At 45.7% G+C, this 16,751-nt stretch carries 14 protein-coding genes; 11 read left to right on the forward strand and 3 right to left on the reverse strand.

The features are described from left to right. Positions 1–8 precede the first annotated feature (8 nt). The 11 genes from BFR57_RS06645 (at position 9) to BFR57_RS06695 (ending at position 12,618) form a co-directional block, all read left to right on the forward strand. Positions 9–776, forward strand: coding sequence for a polysaccharide lyase (locus BFR57_RS06645; protein WP_071463220.1), 768 nt, complete (start codon positions 9–11; stop codon positions 774–776). 62 nt (positions 777–838) lie between these two features. After that, positions 839–1,732, forward strand: a complete 894-nt coding sequence (locus BFR57_RS06650; RefSeq protein ID WP_071463221.1) for a hypothetical protein — start codon at positions 839–841, stop codon at positions 1,730–1,732. Continuing rightward, complete coding sequence (locus tag BFR57_RS06655) at positions 1,732–3,168, forward strand: LicD family protein (protein WP_071463222.1); 1,437 nt, start codon at positions 1,732–1,734, stop codon at positions 3,166–3,168. The genes BFR57_RS06650 and BFR57_RS06655 overlap by 1 nt, the downstream gene beginning before the upstream one ends. A gap of 13 nt (positions 3,169–3,181) precedes the next feature. Beyond that, positions 3,182–3,640: an adenylyltransferase/cytidyltransferase family protein gene (locus BFR57_RS06660; RefSeq protein WP_071463223.1), complete on the forward strand. Its 459-nt coding sequence runs from the start codon at positions 3,182–3,184 to the stop codon at positions 3,638–3,640. Position 3,641: 1 nt separating this feature from the next. After that, a complete protein-coding gene (locus BFR57_RS06665) occupies positions 3,642–5,135 on the forward strand; it encodes a glycosyltransferase (RefSeq protein WP_071463224.1) in 1,494 nt (497 codons plus the stop codon). Further along, positions 5,135–6,370: a glycosyltransferase family 4 protein gene (locus BFR57_RS06670; protein ID WP_071463225.1), complete on the forward strand. Its 1,236-nt coding sequence runs from the start codon at positions 5,135–5,137 to the stop codon at positions 6,368–6,370. The genes BFR57_RS06665 and BFR57_RS06670 overlap by 1 nt, the downstream gene beginning before the upstream one ends. Positions 6,371–6,383: 13 nt before the next feature. Next, positions 6,384–7,499 carry a sulfotransferase gene (locus tag BFR57_RS06675; protein WP_083405069.1) on the forward strand — a complete coding sequence of 372 codons (1,116 nt, stop codon included), beginning with the start codon at positions 6,384–6,386 and terminating at the stop codon, positions 7,497–7,499. A gap of 108 nt (positions 7,500–7,607) precedes the next feature. Beyond that, positions 7,608–8,516, forward strand: a complete 909-nt coding sequence (gene cysD / locus BFR57_RS06680; protein ID WP_071463227.1) for a sulfate adenylyltransferase subunit CysD — start codon at positions 7,608–7,610, stop codon at positions 8,514–8,516. Next, positions 8,516–9,934, forward strand: coding sequence for a sulfate adenylyltransferase subunit CysN (cysN, locus tag BFR57_RS06685; protein WP_071463228.1), 1,419 nt, complete (start codon positions 8,516–8,518; stop codon positions 9,932–9,934). Before cysD ends, cysN begins: the two co-directional genes overlap by 1 nt. A gap of 21 nt (positions 9,935–9,955) precedes the next feature. After that, positions 9,956–11,689 carry an SLC13 family permease gene (locus BFR57_RS06690; protein WP_071463229.1) on the forward strand — a complete coding sequence of 578 codons (1,734 nt, stop codon included), beginning with the start codon at positions 9,956–9,958 and terminating at the stop codon, positions 11,687–11,689. 11 nt (positions 11,690–11,700) lie between these two features. Further along, entirely contained in the window at positions 11,701–12,618 is a 918-nt protein-coding gene (locus tag BFR57_RS06695; RefSeq protein WP_071463230.1) for a sulfotransferase family 2 domain-containing protein, read from the forward strand. On the opposite strand, the gene BFR57_RS06700 is transcribed toward BFR57_RS06695, so the two are convergent. Genes BFR57_RS06700 through BFR57_RS06710 form a run of 3 tightly spaced genes read right to left on the reverse strand, consistent with a single transcriptional unit; the run spans position 12,615 to position 16,610 of the window. Beyond that, positions 12,615–14,633 (reverse strand): glycosyltransferase, encoded by a 2,019-nt coding sequence (locus BFR57_RS06700; RefSeq protein ID WP_071463231.1) that lies wholly within the window; start codon positions 14,631–14,633, stop codon positions 12,615–12,617. The two genes, BFR57_RS06695 and BFR57_RS06700, sit on opposite strands and share 4 nt — an antisense overlap. Continuing rightward, positions 14,600–15,532, reverse strand: coding sequence for a glycosyltransferase family 29 protein (locus tag BFR57_RS06705; RefSeq protein ID WP_071463232.1), 933 nt, complete (start codon positions 15,530–15,532; stop codon positions 14,600–14,602). The genes BFR57_RS06700 and BFR57_RS06705 overlap by 34 nt, the downstream gene beginning before the upstream one ends. Before the next feature lie 4 nt (positions 15,533–15,536). Beyond that, a complete protein-coding gene (locus BFR57_RS06710) occupies positions 15,537–16,610 on the reverse strand; it encodes a glycosyltransferase family 4 protein (protein ID WP_143441054.1) in 1,074 nt (357 codons plus the stop codon). Positions 16,611–16,751 lie beyond the last annotated feature (141 nt).

Here is a 16,751-nt window from a genome sequence, read left to right on the forward strand (position 1 = left end):
GTTTGGTTATGCTCCGAAAACTATATTTAACCAGTTTATTAATCCTTTTATCGAGTTGCGCTATACAAGGTGAGCAACTCGGTGAATCATTTGATGACTCTCAAGACACACCCTTATATTTATCAATAAAACGTATACCTCACACTAAAATTTTGCCCAATGTTGGAACGCAAGGATCGCGTGGCGTTAAGGTTTATTATTATGGGTATGAGAGAGGTAGTAAAAGAGTGTTGCTTGACTACCCAATCCCCGACCCTGGACGCTCCTACAAATTAAGTTTTGATGTGCGGTTTTGCGAGGGTTTTGACTTCGCGAAAGGGGGAAAGCTACACGGGCTAGGTCCATTTTCGCCAATTACAGGAGGGAACAAAGTTAATCCGAACGGTTGGAGTGCTCGAGGCATCTGGCTGGCAGACGGTGGACTTGCTACCTACTTATATCATCAAAAACTTCCTCATAAGTATGGTACCTCCCGCAATGCGAAGGGATTTAAATTTGAAACAGGCCGTTACTATCGTCTGACGTACATCTTGTCTCTTAATTATCCAACTTCCGCGGCGAACGGATTTTTTAAAATATTAGTCAACGGTAAGGAGGTGGTTTCACATGAAAACATTCAGTTTAGAGCCTCTGGACATAAGAGGTCGTTGATACAGAGATTTATGTTCAATACTTTTCATGGTGGTAGCACTCCCTCACACGCCCCACGCGACGAAAAGGGGCAACTTAAGGTAGACTGTGCGTATTTCGATAACTTTCAGGTGCAGGACTTCTAACATTGTTAAGGCTCATATTCCACTGCGGTTTCTTTAAAACAGGCACAAGTAGTATTCAAAACATGGCTTGGCATAATCGTATTTTGCTTCGTAAGTGGGGTATCTACTATCCAAGTACAGGTATTTCTGACAATGCTGAAGAAATTGGGTACAGACACTCTCGGCTGATGTATGAGATCAAAAAACCTGAGTGGGCGGACCTTGTAACTGAGCTAGTTCATGAGATAAAGACATGTGACTGTGAGACGGTCTTACTATCGTCGGAGGCTTGGTCTAGGCCCGGTGGCTTTAAGGCGTTTAAGCAACTGATTGATGCGTTGTCAGCCGAGTTGGACTTTGAGTTTGAGACCGTATTTTATCTTAGAAATGTATACGACTATGCCCGCAGTCATTACCGTGAGTTCGTTAAACGCTGGAATTACAAGCAATCATTTAACGATTACCTTGAGTTGAGAAGAGGCTTTTTTGACTATAAACGGCTACTAAAGCCCTTCGCTGAGAACTATCCTAGCCAGTTATGTGTTAAGTATTACGAGCCAGGCTTAGACACTGTATCTGACTTTTTTGGTCACTTAGGGCTATCTGCTCGTCGTATTAAAAGACTTGAACAATTGGAACGCGTAAATAAAAGCCCTAGCGCGCTAGATACGCAGCTCAATGTGATGTGGAACAGTTATTATGGAAATCTTCTACCTTCGCAAACTCCGCCAAAAGCCAACGAAATATTACGCAATCTGGGCTTAGAGACCAGTCACGCTAAAATTTTTGAAAAATTTCCCTCATTTGGCTTTCTAAAAAACTTCACAAAAAGTTATCATAGTGATCTTCAAGCTGTAACAAATCTCTCGAAAGAGCAGGTGCAGCAGTTGCTTACTTTAGATACACAGCCCCAAGTGGATGTTGAACGCTTGCTTCCTGTGTTAAAACACGCATTAATGGAATATTTGAAAGCATAATGACGCTATATCGAAAGCTAAAAAAAGTGCTAGGTATCGCCCGGCCTGGTTTATATGAAGTTTTACCCTCGTTTGGTTTTTTCTCTGCCGACCGTTCGTTGGCACTATCGATACCGGGACCTCAGCATAAAATTAAAAAGGTCATGTTGACGCGTGTTGGCTCTAAACGCGACTTTTTGAACTTAACCGGGGTCGAGTTTATTCTCGATAATGGTAATAAGATGGGGGCTAACCAAGTCAAACGAGTTTCCGTGAGTAGCCAAAGAGAAAACGATGACCCGACCAAAATGTTGCGAGCTGAGAAGTTTCACACGCAAGCAGAAGTTCAGCCGTGGTGGCAAGTCGAATTTAAGACCCCCAAGAACTTAAAGGAAATTCGGGTACTGAACCGACAAGATGAATGGGGAAAACGAAGTGACCTTATTCAAGTAAGTGTGACGCCCAGTGCTGATGAAAATGAATGGCAAACGCTTTATCATCGTGAACTATCAGAGTCAAAGCGAGAGTTGCTAGCCCCTTTGCTTGAACAGTTTCCGCTATTTTCACGTGGTTACACACGCAGCAAATTGTTGCGTGATGCAGTAGACTATCTCGAGCGGGTGCAAGTTAAAGAAAAACAAAAGCTTCCTATTAAAACGCTTCAACGCTTTTTGCAGATCTTACCTATGTGGTCTCGTAAGCCCTTAGAGCAATCTAAACCTGATTTTGATAATGAGATTAAAATACTGGCGCATTGTCTTTCAGTGTGTTGGGAAAACCGGTTTAGGGTAAACCCGCGCGAATTTTCTGTTTTATTAAAATCCAAGGCGAGTATTAAGCAACTCGAGTCTGAAGTTAACCGGATTAGGGAAGCTCAAGGCGGCGATATCGTAATGATAACGAAGCATGGTGTGGCGGCACGCAGTAAGCTTCTGCTAAATCCCAAGAAAAATATCCGCGCCATGAAGAAGATCATGGCCGAACTAGAAGCGCTGAATACCAAACCCGTGCTTGCCTATGGCACTTTACTCGGGGCTGTTAGGGATAACGCTTTTATTGGTCATGATGACGATGTTGATATTTTGATTAACGTCGGTGGCGACAGTCGCGCAAGTGTCGAAAAAAACATGAATGAACTGTGCAGCCAGCTTAAAGAACGAGGCTATAAAATCGGTGCTGAGAACCATAATTTAAACCGACATATTCGAGATACCGAGTCAAAATTTGTGCTGGATGTATTCCCTTATTGGATCGAGAAGGATCAAGCCAAACTGCACATGGAAAAGATGAAAGTTAGGGGGATATCGGCAGAAATCCTTGCCGAACGTGACGAAATCACGTTCTATGAAGAGCGCTTCCCGATCCCTCATAAACCCCATGCCTTTTTAGAAGAGCGGTATGGAGCCACCTGGCATACGCCCGACGAATTTCATGAGTGGCCTTGGGACCTTGAATAAGGATAATAATAAAATGAAAACCGTAATTACATATGGCACTTTTGACCTATTTCACGTAGGTCACGTTCGCCTGTTGAAGCGTCTCAGAAACTTAGGGGATCGGCTCGTTGTAGGTTTATCGACCGACGCGTTTAACGAACTCAAGGGCAAGTCGTGCGTGTTCCCTTACGAGCATCGCAAAGAAATCTTGTTAGCGACGCAATATGTCGATGACGTTTTCCCTGAAGAAAACTGGGAACAAAAGCGACACGATATTATGCGTGAAGAAGCGACCATTTTTGCGATGGGTGACGATTGGGCGGGCAAATTCGATGACCTTGAGAATATTTGCCAAGTGGTCTATCTACCAAGAACGCCGGATACATCGACGACAGAAATCAAACAAGTGTTTGTTAAATTAAAGGAAGAGCGTTTACACGAAGTGCGTAATGTTTCACAGCACTTAAACCGCTTAATCGAAGAGCTATTGTAAAATGCCAAAATCATTAATACGAAAAGTGCTCAGAAAAATCCGAGGTGAAAAGTCACATCAGGCCAAAGATGCTTTTATTAACATCGACTTCGCAACCAGCGCCTCGGGTGAGTTGATTCTTTTAGGCTGGATGAAGAAAAGCCAATTGTCTTCGACCGACCTGCAGGCTTTTGATGGAAGTATCGCTTGTAATGCAAAGGTGTTCACCTACTCGCGAGATGATGTGGCTGCTCATTTTGATGTGGCCTCGACATCAGATGTGCAAGGCTTTTTAGCCATTATCAATGCGAAGCAGTCGAGTATGGATAAACTGCGATTGGTTTTAGGTGATCGCACTGTCGAGTTAAGTAAACATCGCTTTCAGGTATCACGCACAGTCGATCAACTGCTTAATCATATTGGCGCTGAACGCTCTTCCGCGGTAGCGTTTCTAAAAAAACACCATGTCGAGCTCGATACTGCTGCGAATGAACACATTGAACTGAAAAGTGCACGCCCACTCGAACCCGATGTCGAAAAAATTAAAAACTATGTCAGTCGTATCAACTTAAGCAAATCAAGTTGGGTCGACGACTGTCAGCGGGAGGTTCTTCCCGCGATTCAGAAAATTTGGAAATCCCGTCAATCAAGCGTTCACGCAGAGTGTTTGACGTACGGGCGTATGCCGGAGAACCCTCGTTGCTCAGTTGTCGTTCCATTGTATGGCCGGTACGACTTTATGCAGTTTCAACTATCTGCGTTTTCAGCGGATGAGGCAATGAAAGACATCGAACTGATCTATGTGTTAGATGACCCGATGCTTGATCATGAGGTGAGAGTGACGGCTCATGGCTTATCGCAGACATTTTCGATGCCTTTCAAAGTGGTCTACTTGGATATAAACCTCGGCTTTGCGGGCGCCAATAATCAGGGCGCAGCGTTTGCTAGCAGTGAGCTCTTATTAATGCTCAACTCAGACATTCTACCCACTCGCTCTGGGTGGTTGACTGATTTATGTAAGCAATTCGACTCACTGAATAGCCCCGGTATACTGGGTGCAACGCTGATTTATGAAGATGAATCTGTCCAGCATTGTGGAATGCAGTTTACGACTGAACCTAATGTACCTGGAATTTATCTTAACCATCACCCTTACAAAGGGGTTCCTGTCGCTTTGTTAGACTTACCTAATGCACGTCCTGTGCTGCTTACAACCGGTGCGTGCATGTTAATGCGCACAGACCTCTATCGTGAGTTAGGTGGTTTTGACGATCGTTTCGTTATTGGCGATTTCGAGGATTCGGATTTGTGCATGAAGTTTGCAGCGAAGGGCTACCAAAACTATGTATCGGGCACCGTGAAGCTGTTTCACTTAGAGCGACTGTCACAAGGTCTAGTTAGCGGTGATAACTGGAAACAAAAGCTGACTTTTGCCAATGCAGCATACCAACATCAAAAATGGAATGATTCGATAGATACATTGATAGACAAATACGACTCGGGGTGGCAAGCGTAATGGAACCATTAAAAGGAAAGCGGTTATTAATGATCGCCCATGGACATCCTGACTTTAATAAAGGCGGTGCTGAAATAGCCGCGTATCGCTTGTACAAGGAACTGCGAGACCAAGGAAGTGACGCCTACTTTCTCGCACGTACGCAGTTAGCGCCTCATGGTGGTGCTGCTTTTTCTCACCGTGCTGATGGGCGTGAGATTTTGTTCCATACAAACATGGATGATGGGTTTATCTTTTCAAACGTTAAAACGCGTCATCTTTGGAAAGACTTTGCCGAGCTTCTCTCAATAGTGAAGCCCGATATCGTTCATCTCCACCATTATTTTTTATTAGGTGTCGAGATTTTTCAGGTGATAAAAAACGTATTACCGAACTGCAGAGTTATACTCACGTTGCATGAGTATTTAGCTATCTGCCACCAACATGGGCAAATGCTAAAGACCAATGGCAAGCTGTGCTATAAGGCAAATGCCCGTGACTGCAACCGATGCTTCCCAGACTTTGAGCCTGGCGACTTTTTATTACGAGAGCATTATATAAAGCAGCAATTTGCGCACGTTGATCACTTTGTTTCTCCATCCAAATTTCTTAAACAGCGCTATGTTGATTGGGGGCTTGCGAACGAGCAAGTTCATGTTATTGAGAATGGCCAGTTACCTTTAGACCAGGCTCCAGAAAAGCGACCTCAAAATGTCATAAAACTAGGGTATTTTGGTCAGTTGAATCCGGTTAAAGGTATTGATGTGCTGTTGAAGGCGATCGGTTTATTAGAACCTTCGGTACGAAGCAAACTTCATTTAGAAATTCATGGTGCTAATTTTGACCAGCAGACGTCGGATTTCCAACGAAAAATTAAAAAGCTTATTAAACCGATCAAACGTCATGTAACTTTTGTTGGAAGCTACGAGCCTCATGAGCTGACCCGCATTATGAGCACTATGCACTGGGCTGTGGTGCCTTCAACTTGGTGGGAAAACTCACCAATGGTTATTCAGGAAGCACAAGCAAACCATTTACCGCTAATCGTAAGCGATATAGGCGGTATGGTTGAAAAAGTTGAACATGAGGTCAATGGTTTAACGTTTCGAGTCGGAAGCCCGGTGGCGTTAGCAGAAGCACTCACTCGTGTTATCGAAGAGCCCGAGTTATCAGAACAGGTTCGCTTGAATATTAAGCCGCCTCTGACGATACGAGAGGCGCTTGCTGAACATTTACCGTTGTACTTTTCTGCGTAAGAAGTTGTAAAACATGCATCAATACATTGTTGTATCTAATGAGAGAAGGGAACATCTTAATTTCAAGTTTCCTATGGCCGGATATGTCGAAGCCGAGAAGGTTAATTTAGGGCGTGCGGTACTAAAGGGGGATTTTGCAAAGTCTTGCAAAGATTGCTTTCTTCGAAGTTACAACTACCCCATATTAAATCAAACTATTGAGATTAAACGCCAAGGAGATTTCGCGTTTATTGACTTACCGACTATCGAGGTTCCAGCACGCGATATCAGCTTCGAAGTCGTTTTGGAAACCGATGCCCAAACAGTAACGCCTTTATTTTCGTGCGCTATGGCGTTAACTTACCGACCCGAAAATGTGGTTTTTGTTGTTGGTTCGCCACGCAGTGGCACAACAGCAGTTGGTAATGCTGTCCAAAGAGCCTTTGACACGGTTATTCATGGCGAGTCGCATCTTGCCGAGATAATCATCTCATTAGTTGAGAGTGCCCAGAAGGCGCTCTTAGAAAGTCCTGCCCGCAATATTGATGGTATGCTGGTCAACGAAATAACGCCTGCAGATATGCAGATGAACGTTATACAGTTACTTAAACGCCTTCATCGACAGTTTTATGGGGATAGCTTGGTGCTCGATAAAACGCCGGGAGGTCCCAATATTCAGGCTTTATGGCTTATGCTGCGGGCATACCCAAATGCGAAGGTAATTTTTTGTAAGCGGCGAGGAATAGAAAACGTGATTTCGCGTGTTAAAAAATTCCCGCAGGTTGGATTTGACGTTCACTGCATTCAGTGGCGTCAAACCTTTATCGTTTGGGGGCAGGCAGTAAGACTTAATACTCGCGAGCTGTGTGCTAAAGATTGGCATTTCGAAATTGACCAGTTTCGTCTAGCATGTGAGCCAGACGCTATTACTAAAGAATTATCGGACTGGCTCGGTTTGTCTGAAGTTCAACAACAACGTGCGCTGGAGTATCTGCAGTACCAAAGCCCGCAGAAAACATCGGACTACAAAAAAGCACTCGACTTTGATGAGTTGGAATGGAGTCAAGAGCAAAAGCAAGTGTTTATTGATACCTGCGGTGAACAGATGGAGAAGCAAGGTTATAGTCTTGGCAGTGACTATTTCGCTTAATGCTAAAAGCTCAAGCGTGACGAAAGTGATAACGGGTAATCTTATTCGAAGAAACGCCCACAATTTAGTACACTGCATACATATTTAGAACTAGGGTAATAAAGACCAATGGACGAAAAACGTTTAACCCATCTCAAGGCACTTGAGAACGAGTCGATTCAAATCTTCCGCGAGGTTGCGGCGGAATTTGATAACCCCGTGATGCTGTATTCAGTAGGTAAGGATTCTTCAGTGCTGTTGCACTTAGCGCGTAAGGCGTTCTATCCCGGCAAGATTCCGTTTCCGCTGATGCACGTAAACACCACGTGGAAATTTAAAGAGATGATTGAGTTCCGCGATCGCATGGCAAAAGAATACGACTTCGAGTTGATTGAATACATCAACCAAGAAGGCGTGGATGCTGGCGTCGGTCCGTTCTCTCATGGTAGCGCTAAACATACCGACATCATGAAAACACAAGCGCTTAAGCAGGCGCTGAATAAATATAAATTTGATGCGGCTTTTGGTGGCGCACGCCGTGACGAAGAAAAGTCGCGTGCAAAAGAGCGTGTGTATTCGTTCCGTGATAAAAATCACCGTTGGGACCCGAAAAACCAACGTCCTGAGTTGTGGAATATCTATAACGGTAAAGTTGATAAAGGTGAGAGCATTCGTGTGTTCCCATTATCAAACTGGACCGAGCTCGATATTTGGCAGTACATCTACCTCGAAAATATTCAGATCCCATCACTCTACTTGGCGAAAGAGCGCCCCGTGGTTGAGCGCGATGGCACTTTGATTATGGTCGATGACGAGCGTATGCCGCTCGAGCCCGGTGAAGAGCCAGAAATGAAGATGGTGCGTTTCCGTACTTTGGGTTGTTATCCGTTGACAGGGGCTGTGGAGTCGAGTGCCGCGACCTTGCCTGAAATTATTCAGGAAATGTTGCTCACCAAGACCTCTGAGCGTCAGGGCCGAGTTATCGATCACGATAGCGCGGGTTCAATGGAGAAGAAGAAAATGGAAGGGTACTTCTAATGAGTCACGCATCACCGCTTATCGAACAAGACATCTTGGCTTATTTGCAGCAGCATGAGAACAAAGAGCTGTTGCGGTTTATCACCTGTGGCAGTGTAGATGATGGTAAAAGTACACTCATCGGCCGTTTGCTACATGACAGTAAAATGATTTTTGAAGACCAATTGGCGGCGATTACTGAAGACAGTAAGAAGTCGGGCACGCAGGGCGATGAAGTCGACCTTGCGTTGTTGGTTGATGGTTTGCAGTCGGAACGTGAGCAGGGCATCACCATTGATGTGGCTTACCGTTACTTCTCGACCGATAAACGTAAATTTATTATTGCTGATACTCCAGGGCATGAGCAGTACACACGTAACATGGCGACTGGTGCATCGACCTGTGATCTTGCGGTTATCTTGATTGATGCCAGCCAAGGCGTACAAACGCAAACCCGTCGTCACAGCTACATTTGCTCGTTGCTGGGTATTAAGCACGTTATCGTCGCCATTAATAAGATGGATTTGGTGGACTACTCGCAAGAGGTCTATAAGCAAATCCAAGACGACTATTTAAAACTCGCTGGCTCGCTTGAGATCCCGGATATTCGCTTTGTGCCTATCTCTGCGCTTAAAGGCGACAATGTTGTGAACAAGAGTGACGCAATGGACTGGTTCCGTGGTTCAACTTTGATGGAGTATCTTGAGACTGCTGAAATTGAACGTGCACAAGATACCGATCAGTTCCGTATGCCAGTGCAATTGGTTTGTCGTCCAAATTCGGATTTTCGTGGCTTTCAGGGCACTATCACATCAGGTAGCGTAAAAGTAGGCGATACGGTACGCGCCTTACCTTCGGGTAAAATCAGCACCATTAAATCGATCGTCACTTTTGATGGTGAGCTGGAAGAAGCCTTTGCGCCGATGGCGGTCACGTTAACATTAAATGACGAAATTGATATCAGCCGTGGTGATATGATCGTGCGCAAGGACAACTTGCCGCATGTGTCTAACCGTATGCGCGCTAAAGTCGTGTGGATGCATGAAAAAGCCATGGAGCCGCACCGCGAGTACTACATTAAGTTCAACTCTAAGTTAACGCGCGGTGAAGTGACCGCGGTTCATCATCAAATTGATGTGAATACCTTAAAAGAAAAAGAAGCGGGTAAGCTTGAATTAAACGAAATTGGCTTAGTCGATGTGCACGTGCATGACCCTGTGGTCTTTGATGCGTATCAAAGCCATAAGGAAACCGGCGCGTTTATCATCATCGACCGCATGACCAACGTGACCGTGGCTGCGGGTATGGTCGATGAAGCCCTTTCATCCGATGAGGGTGAGCGCGAGCCTAACGACTTTAGTGAGTTTGAGCTTGAGCTGAACGCTTTAATCCGTAAGCACTTCCCACATTGGGGTGCGAAGGATTTGCGCAACTTATAATACTAGACGAGACGCGCTACTATGGGTGACACCCTGGGATTGATCGCACTGCTCGCTGTGATGGTGGGGCTGCTGGTTCGCTACCAAGCGCATTCTGTAAAGATTTTTGGTAGCGCCATGCTGGTCACTGTTTTAGTGGGTTGGGTGAACGCCGATGAGCTATTGAGTAATGCGGCGAATCCAGGGCTTATCACCCTGATTATGTTGGTGCTTATTTCGTTTGCGTTAGAAAAAACCTCCTTACTGCGGCGCGTGAGCCGCTTTTTATTTACCGACTCTGAGCCCGCCAGTGTGATGCGCACCATTGGTGTTAGCGCGCTGGCGTCGTCGGTACTCAATAATACGGCTGTTGTTGCTGCCTTACTGAATTCGGTACGCAATAATAAACGCGTGGCTGCATCGAGGCTGCTGATCCCACTCTCTTATGCCTCAATCATGGGCGGTACTTTAACGCTGATTGGTACCTCTACTAACCTTATCGTCAACTCAATGTTCACCGATACGGGACACCCAGGTTTTGGTTTTTTTGATTTCACCCTGGTAGGGCTTGCGGTGGTCGCCGGCGGCAGTATTACACTGTTTATCGTGAGCCGTTGGTTACCTAATGACGGCTGTCAGCAAGACGATATAAAAGAGTACTACGTTGAAGCCGAGCTCGATGCGGATTCTCCGTTAGTGGGTAAACACGTTGACGAGGCGGGTTTGCGGCATTTAGACGAACTGTTTTTAGCCGAAATTGTGCGTAAAGGTGGGCAAGAAAACCTACGTCCTGTAGCACGTTACGATGTGCTGCAAGCCGGAGATAAGCTCTTGTTCTCGGGCGATGTCACTAAAGTGAAAACTTTATCGCAATTTGATGGCTTGCGATTGTTTGCCGATGATCATGGGTTAGAAACTCAAGAACTCACCGAAGTCATCGTAAAAGAAGAATCGGTGCTCATCGGTAAAACGTTGAAATCCTCGGGGTTCCGTGCACGCTTTGACGCCGCCGTAGTGGCGATTCGTCGCGAGGGTGAGGCGATTTCGGGCAAACTAGGTGAAGTGCACCTACAAGCGGGCGACTTCCTATTACTGGCAACAGGTCCCGACTTTTCTGCGCGTACTAACATCACCAAGAACTTTTATGTGTTGAGCGGCGTAGAGCCCGACTCGATGCTTAGTGGCTGGCGCGAAAAACTGACGTTATGGGGCTTCTTAGCCGCTATCGCAGGTTCGGTTATTACCGGCACATCCTTGTTTTACAGCATGCTGTTTTTATTATCTGCCTTGCTGATGACAGGCTGTTTGAATAGTAACGAAATTAAGCGTCGTTTCCCTATCGAAATTTGGGTGATCGTTTCGAGTGCGCTGTGTTTGGCAGAGGCAATGGATGCGACGGGCAGTGCGCAGTTGTTATCAGATTGGGCACGAGCCACATTAACTAACAGTTCGCCCTATATACTGTTAGTGGGCGTGTTCTTGTTGACCTATGTATTGACTGAGATTGTAACCAATAACGCCGCCGCTGCGCTCATGTTCCCCATTGCTTATAGCTTAGCGACAGGCTTGGGCATTGATCCGATGCCTATCGTGTTAGGTGTTGCGTTTGCGGCTTCTGCTAGCTTCATAACGCCCTATGGCTACCAAACTAACCTAATGGTGTTTAACGCCAGCAACTATCGACTGAAACACTTCGTTTTATGTGGTGTGCCTGTGGCGATTGTTTATGTTGTATTAAGTTTACTGTTTATACCGTTAATCTTTCCCTTTTACTGAGTGATCGTTAGATGTTGTTTGTTCACATTCCTAAAACGGCTGGTACCAGTTTTCGTAAAGCTTTAGAGGATAAGTTTGGCAAGCGTCATATGTTGTTGGATTACGGAACGCAGTCGAATGAAACCTCTGACATGATCATTGACTATGTTTACGAGCAGGGAGATATCTACAAGTTTATAAGGAAACTTGATAAGAAAAAGCTTCTGCTAGGGCACTTCCCCTATCACAAATACCAACGTGGGTTTCTATCGCAGAATGTGGTCACGTTCGTGCGTGAACCCGTTAAACGCGTGGTATCAGAATACCGTCACTTCTGTCGACATGCGGATTATGATAAAGGTATAGAGACCTTTATGAACACCAAACGCTTCATAAACATTCAGTCGCGTTTTTTGCGGGGCATTCCCGCTGGTATGATCGGCTTTCTCGGGCTTTCGGAAGAATACGAGACCTCGTTGAAACTCTTTAAATATGTCTATGACATCACGTTACCCGTAGTAGTTACTAATCGTGCACCTGATGATCAGAAAGTAGCGATTACCGACGAACAGCTTGAACAGATAGCTGATATTAATGCGTCTGATATTGCATTGTATAAACGCTGTAAAACAGTATTTGAAAGGCGAGTACAGCAAATGGAAGCGGGTGAGCCTATTGCTATGGGCTACTGGCAGAAAGTGCCAAAATCACCCTTTGTAGAAGGCGCCGCCTATAATTTTGGTAGTGATAAGCCTGTTGTTGTACAAGCGTTGCGCAACGGAAAAGTAATAGCGGAGCAAGTTGCACAAAAGGCTTCGGATGTTGGCGCACTGACTAATGCGCCTCGTGATGGGTTCGTCGGGTTCAGGTTTCAGATTCCACCTAAGGAATTGAAAAACACACGCTTCAAAATTAAAGGCGCTTCTGTTTTATTAACGCGAGGGCTCTAAACATCAAACGAGAGCCGGATATTAAAGTCCTCGTTTTCTCGCGTTAAGTTAACGCTATAGCATGGATCGTTTGCAATTTCTGATGACCACACGCGGCGCATGTATTCAATTTCACCTGCCTCGCGCGCTTGCTTCTCAGGGGTGTCATCCTTACCACGCGACTTAGACTCGTAATGGTACAATTCGGCATAAGGCGTCCAAATGTTGTGATATCCGAGCGCTTGGACTTTTAAACAGAAGTCGACGTCATTAAAGGCGACCGTTAAGTCGTCTTCGTTGAGGCCATCGACGCGTTGATAGATGGCTTTATTGACGAGTAAGCAAGCAGCGGTCACCGCACTGTATTTTTGTACCGATGCCAAACGGTTCATATAGCCTGGCGCGTGACGCAAGAAGAACTTGTGTGAGTGGCCTGCAAGCCCCCAAAGACCCATCACTACACCTGCGTGTTGAATGGTATTGTCATGGTAGTACAATTTAGCACCAACACACCCGACGTCATCACGCAGGGCGTACTGTGCCATCTCAGTTAACCAACCCGCATTGATGACCTCGGTATCGTTATTGAGCAAACAGACCCAGTCACCCTTTGCATGTGCTACGGCAAAGTTGTTGATAGCTGAGTAATTAAACGGTGCGTTATAGGCTAAAACCTTTACCCGCTCGTCTTGAGCTATTTCATCAAACCACGCTAAGGTTTTTGGTTCGCTACTTTGGTTATCGACGATAATAATTTCGTAGTTCGCATAACTGGTTTTATGCAAGACGCTGTCGACACATGTCTTGGTCACTTCAAGCGCATCCCGAGTCGGGATAATTATGCTTATTTTGGGCTGCTCGCTCAGGCTAATAGATGCTTTGGTAACGCCAACCGAGAAGCCCGACTCGACCCTTACACTGCCTAATTGCTGCTGTTGGTACCACTGCTGTACGAGTGTTTGTCGCGCCTCCATCTGCTTGGCGTTTAACCATACACTTTGTGTCGCAGGCAGGTGTTGCAGTACTGCACCGATATGAACAATCGACTGCTGAGAAGATTGGATGTGTCCACCTACCAGCAAGTTTAATAACAGCAAATGCGGACGGTGCTTTAATTCCGCATTATGGCTCATTAATTGTTTAAGTACCGACCCTTTTACCGCAAAGGCTAAGCCAATGTAGTCGTAGCTCATAAAGTAATCTGCATCCCAGCTCGGCTTAAACTGCGGCTGTACGCGGTGCCCATCGGCTAAATAATCGTGATCCCAGTACACCACCTCGGCTTGAGGATGCGCCGAAATCGCCTCGTTGATGGCTTTATCAAATTGACGCGCATTAGTGACGTCATCCCCCAATGGGGTGTACCAATGGTTTTCGTTTAATTCATTCAGCTTTGCGAACGAATTGATTTGAATTTTTTTTACAGTTGATTGGCTAACACTGAGTTTCGGCTCTGCATACAAACGCCAGTATTGGTAGGGTTCGCACGTTATTAACTGATGAGTCAATAAAGGCTGATATTCTTGGACCAGTTTTTTTAATGCGTGCGTTGTGCCCTGACGCTTTTGACGCGCTCGGGTGATACGGTAAATTTGCGAATGTTTTTCGCCGTTGTTCGACTTTCTCTTGGCTACTGACTGGAGCATGAAGAACCAAGCCTTTGTTGCTGTTATTGCACGATGCTTTATAACAAACAACGCTTTCTCATTGCTGCGCTCGTTGCTTTCGTCATGCCACTCCAAAACCAAGTGGTTCAATGGGTTGTGGCGATAAAATACTAGCGCCAGTTTACGTGGCGACTCTTTGATGAGTGACACGCTAGCGATATTGTCATTTTGACGAAGATAAAAATTTAGGGTGCCTTGAAGCTTTTTAAGCGCCGTCGAGTTTTTCGCAGCAAGAGTAATCCGTTGCCAGCCCAACTTGTGTGGTTCGATGGCAATTAGTTTGGCAGAGCTTGAGGTGAATTTTATCTTCCACCGTTTGCTTTTAACTTCGAATTTTATAGTCGGTTTAATTTTGATTGTTTTGTCCACGTTTCTATGACTTCTTGTTCAGCGCGCCAGTTGTGTCGTGACGTAGCTTTATGCACATCATTTTGAATATGGTAACGCGATTGTTGGGTAGGATTATAACCAAAACCCAAGGCGCTGGGGCGAATGTTTGCAATTCTTTGATCATTGATAAGCCAATCGAGGCACGCAAAGCCCGCACTCGGTGGTGCATCGAGCCTAGCGACACTGGTTTGCCATGAGGCAAGTGGAATACCTAGGATTGGACAGTTGGCGCCAGCCAAGTGTTGCCAATTTTGTTGCCACCAAATCATATCGGGGCCGGTGATGAGTATGTAGCGGGCGTGCGCGGGAATAGGGCCGCGAAAACCGGGGGACATCACCCAAATATCAAGCTTTTTACCGATACTGCTCGATATATCTCGTCCGTCCGTCGGCAAAAATTGATTAAAACGAATGACTAGGTCGTGTGAGTCGATGAACGCGCCTTGGCTTGATTCCAGTAACTTGGGACTATTGCCAACCACCGCCACCGATTGCGCTTGAGCGAGTTCGGACTGCAGCCGGGTTTGCCATCGAGTTTGTTGAGACCGCAACGATAAAGCCAGGCGACGACTGTGCTTAGGTACTCCGAGTGCCGATTGAGTATTGCTATTGAGTTCATCCACCAGGTTAGTCAATTGGCGAATTTGGTGCTTAGAAAGCCCTTTGAACAACAGCTTAAACGAGGCACACTGATGCAGTTCGTGCAATGTTTGTTGTTCTTGCCTATCTAATGTGCGGCCTCGGTTGCGTAGCATAATGGCATAGCGCAAAAAGGCTTGCGCCGATTGCTTTGTTTGCCAGTCCTGCCTGAACGCCTCTAGAACCGATTCGGAGTAGTCTCCATCACTGGCTGATTTTATCCATTTTTGTTGCTTCATAAGTTTACTGAGCACGGGCAATGGCGAGCAGATCCTGCGCGTGTTGCTCGGCGTTGTATGTATCGTTGATCACAAAACGGTAATCGTATGCGTTTTTACTCTTTAAACATTGCTCTAAAGCCCGCAACCACTCCTTATCGTTATTTGCCAATATGAGTCCTTCATGTTTAAGTCGCTGCATATCCGGGATCGGCGAAGCAATAATCGGTCGCTGATAGAACCCCGCTTCGATGGCTTTTAAAGCTGATTTACAGTCGTTAAATACCGAGTGCTCTAATGGAGCAATATGCACATGACCATCGTTCACTACGTCTGCATATTCAGTGAATGGCCGTTTCGGCTCAAACACGAGTTGCTTTGGCTCGCAATCTAATTGTTCGCGAATACGTTGCTCGTCGATCACGCCTGTTATCTTGAGTTTAGCATTGGGATGCTGACTCAAAAACTCACTGAGTGGTTTGTAGACTTGTGCAAAGTCGCGGTCGTGACTGCGTGTGCCCGGTAGGTATTTAATGATAAACTCTTTTGGGCTAGGCGCATTCACCTGTGCATGGTCGCGGTGCCAAGACAGATGAGGTGAGTTTGGTAGCAAGTGAACGTTGGCGCCCTCCACCCGTTGTTGCATGGCTTCGAGTAAAGGTTGAGTCGATACTGTAAAGGCATCGAAGCGACTTAAGATTTTGTCATGCGCAGCAAAATTTTTTTGCGTTTGTTTTAGGCTGACTAAACCATTAACGTAGCCGGGGCTGAATTGTGCGAAATCGGGTGAAAACACTAAGTCATCGAAATCGGCTATAAGAACGCTACGCTGCTTTCTTAAACGACGCAGAATACGGCTCATATGCCAACGGGTACGCCAATCACGGATATGGGGTCGATGAAACACGACCCTATCAAACCGTTTATGGGTACTCATAAAATCGTGTGCGTGAATTAAGGTTACGTCGTGACCTTGCGCCTCAAGCGCTAACGCCGGATTTTCGCATCGATAAATAAATGCAGGATCCTGCAGCATTTTATCTTTGGCTTTGTTGCCGGCAACAAATGCAATGGTTTGGGCGCTTTTCGACGATGACAAAACAATATCCTCAAGCATGAGTGAATCTGGTATTTTGATGATCTCGTTAACAAAAGGGAAGTAAAGTTTGGAATCTCCTCTATCTTCGGTGAAATATTACACAAGTTCCCGCGTACTCAAAAATACGCCGTACTTAACCGA

Source organism: Idiomarina sp. MD25a (assembly GCF_001870515.1).
Classification (GTDB): Bacteria; Pseudomonadota; Gammaproteobacteria; order Enterobacterales; family Alteromonadaceae; genus Idiomarina.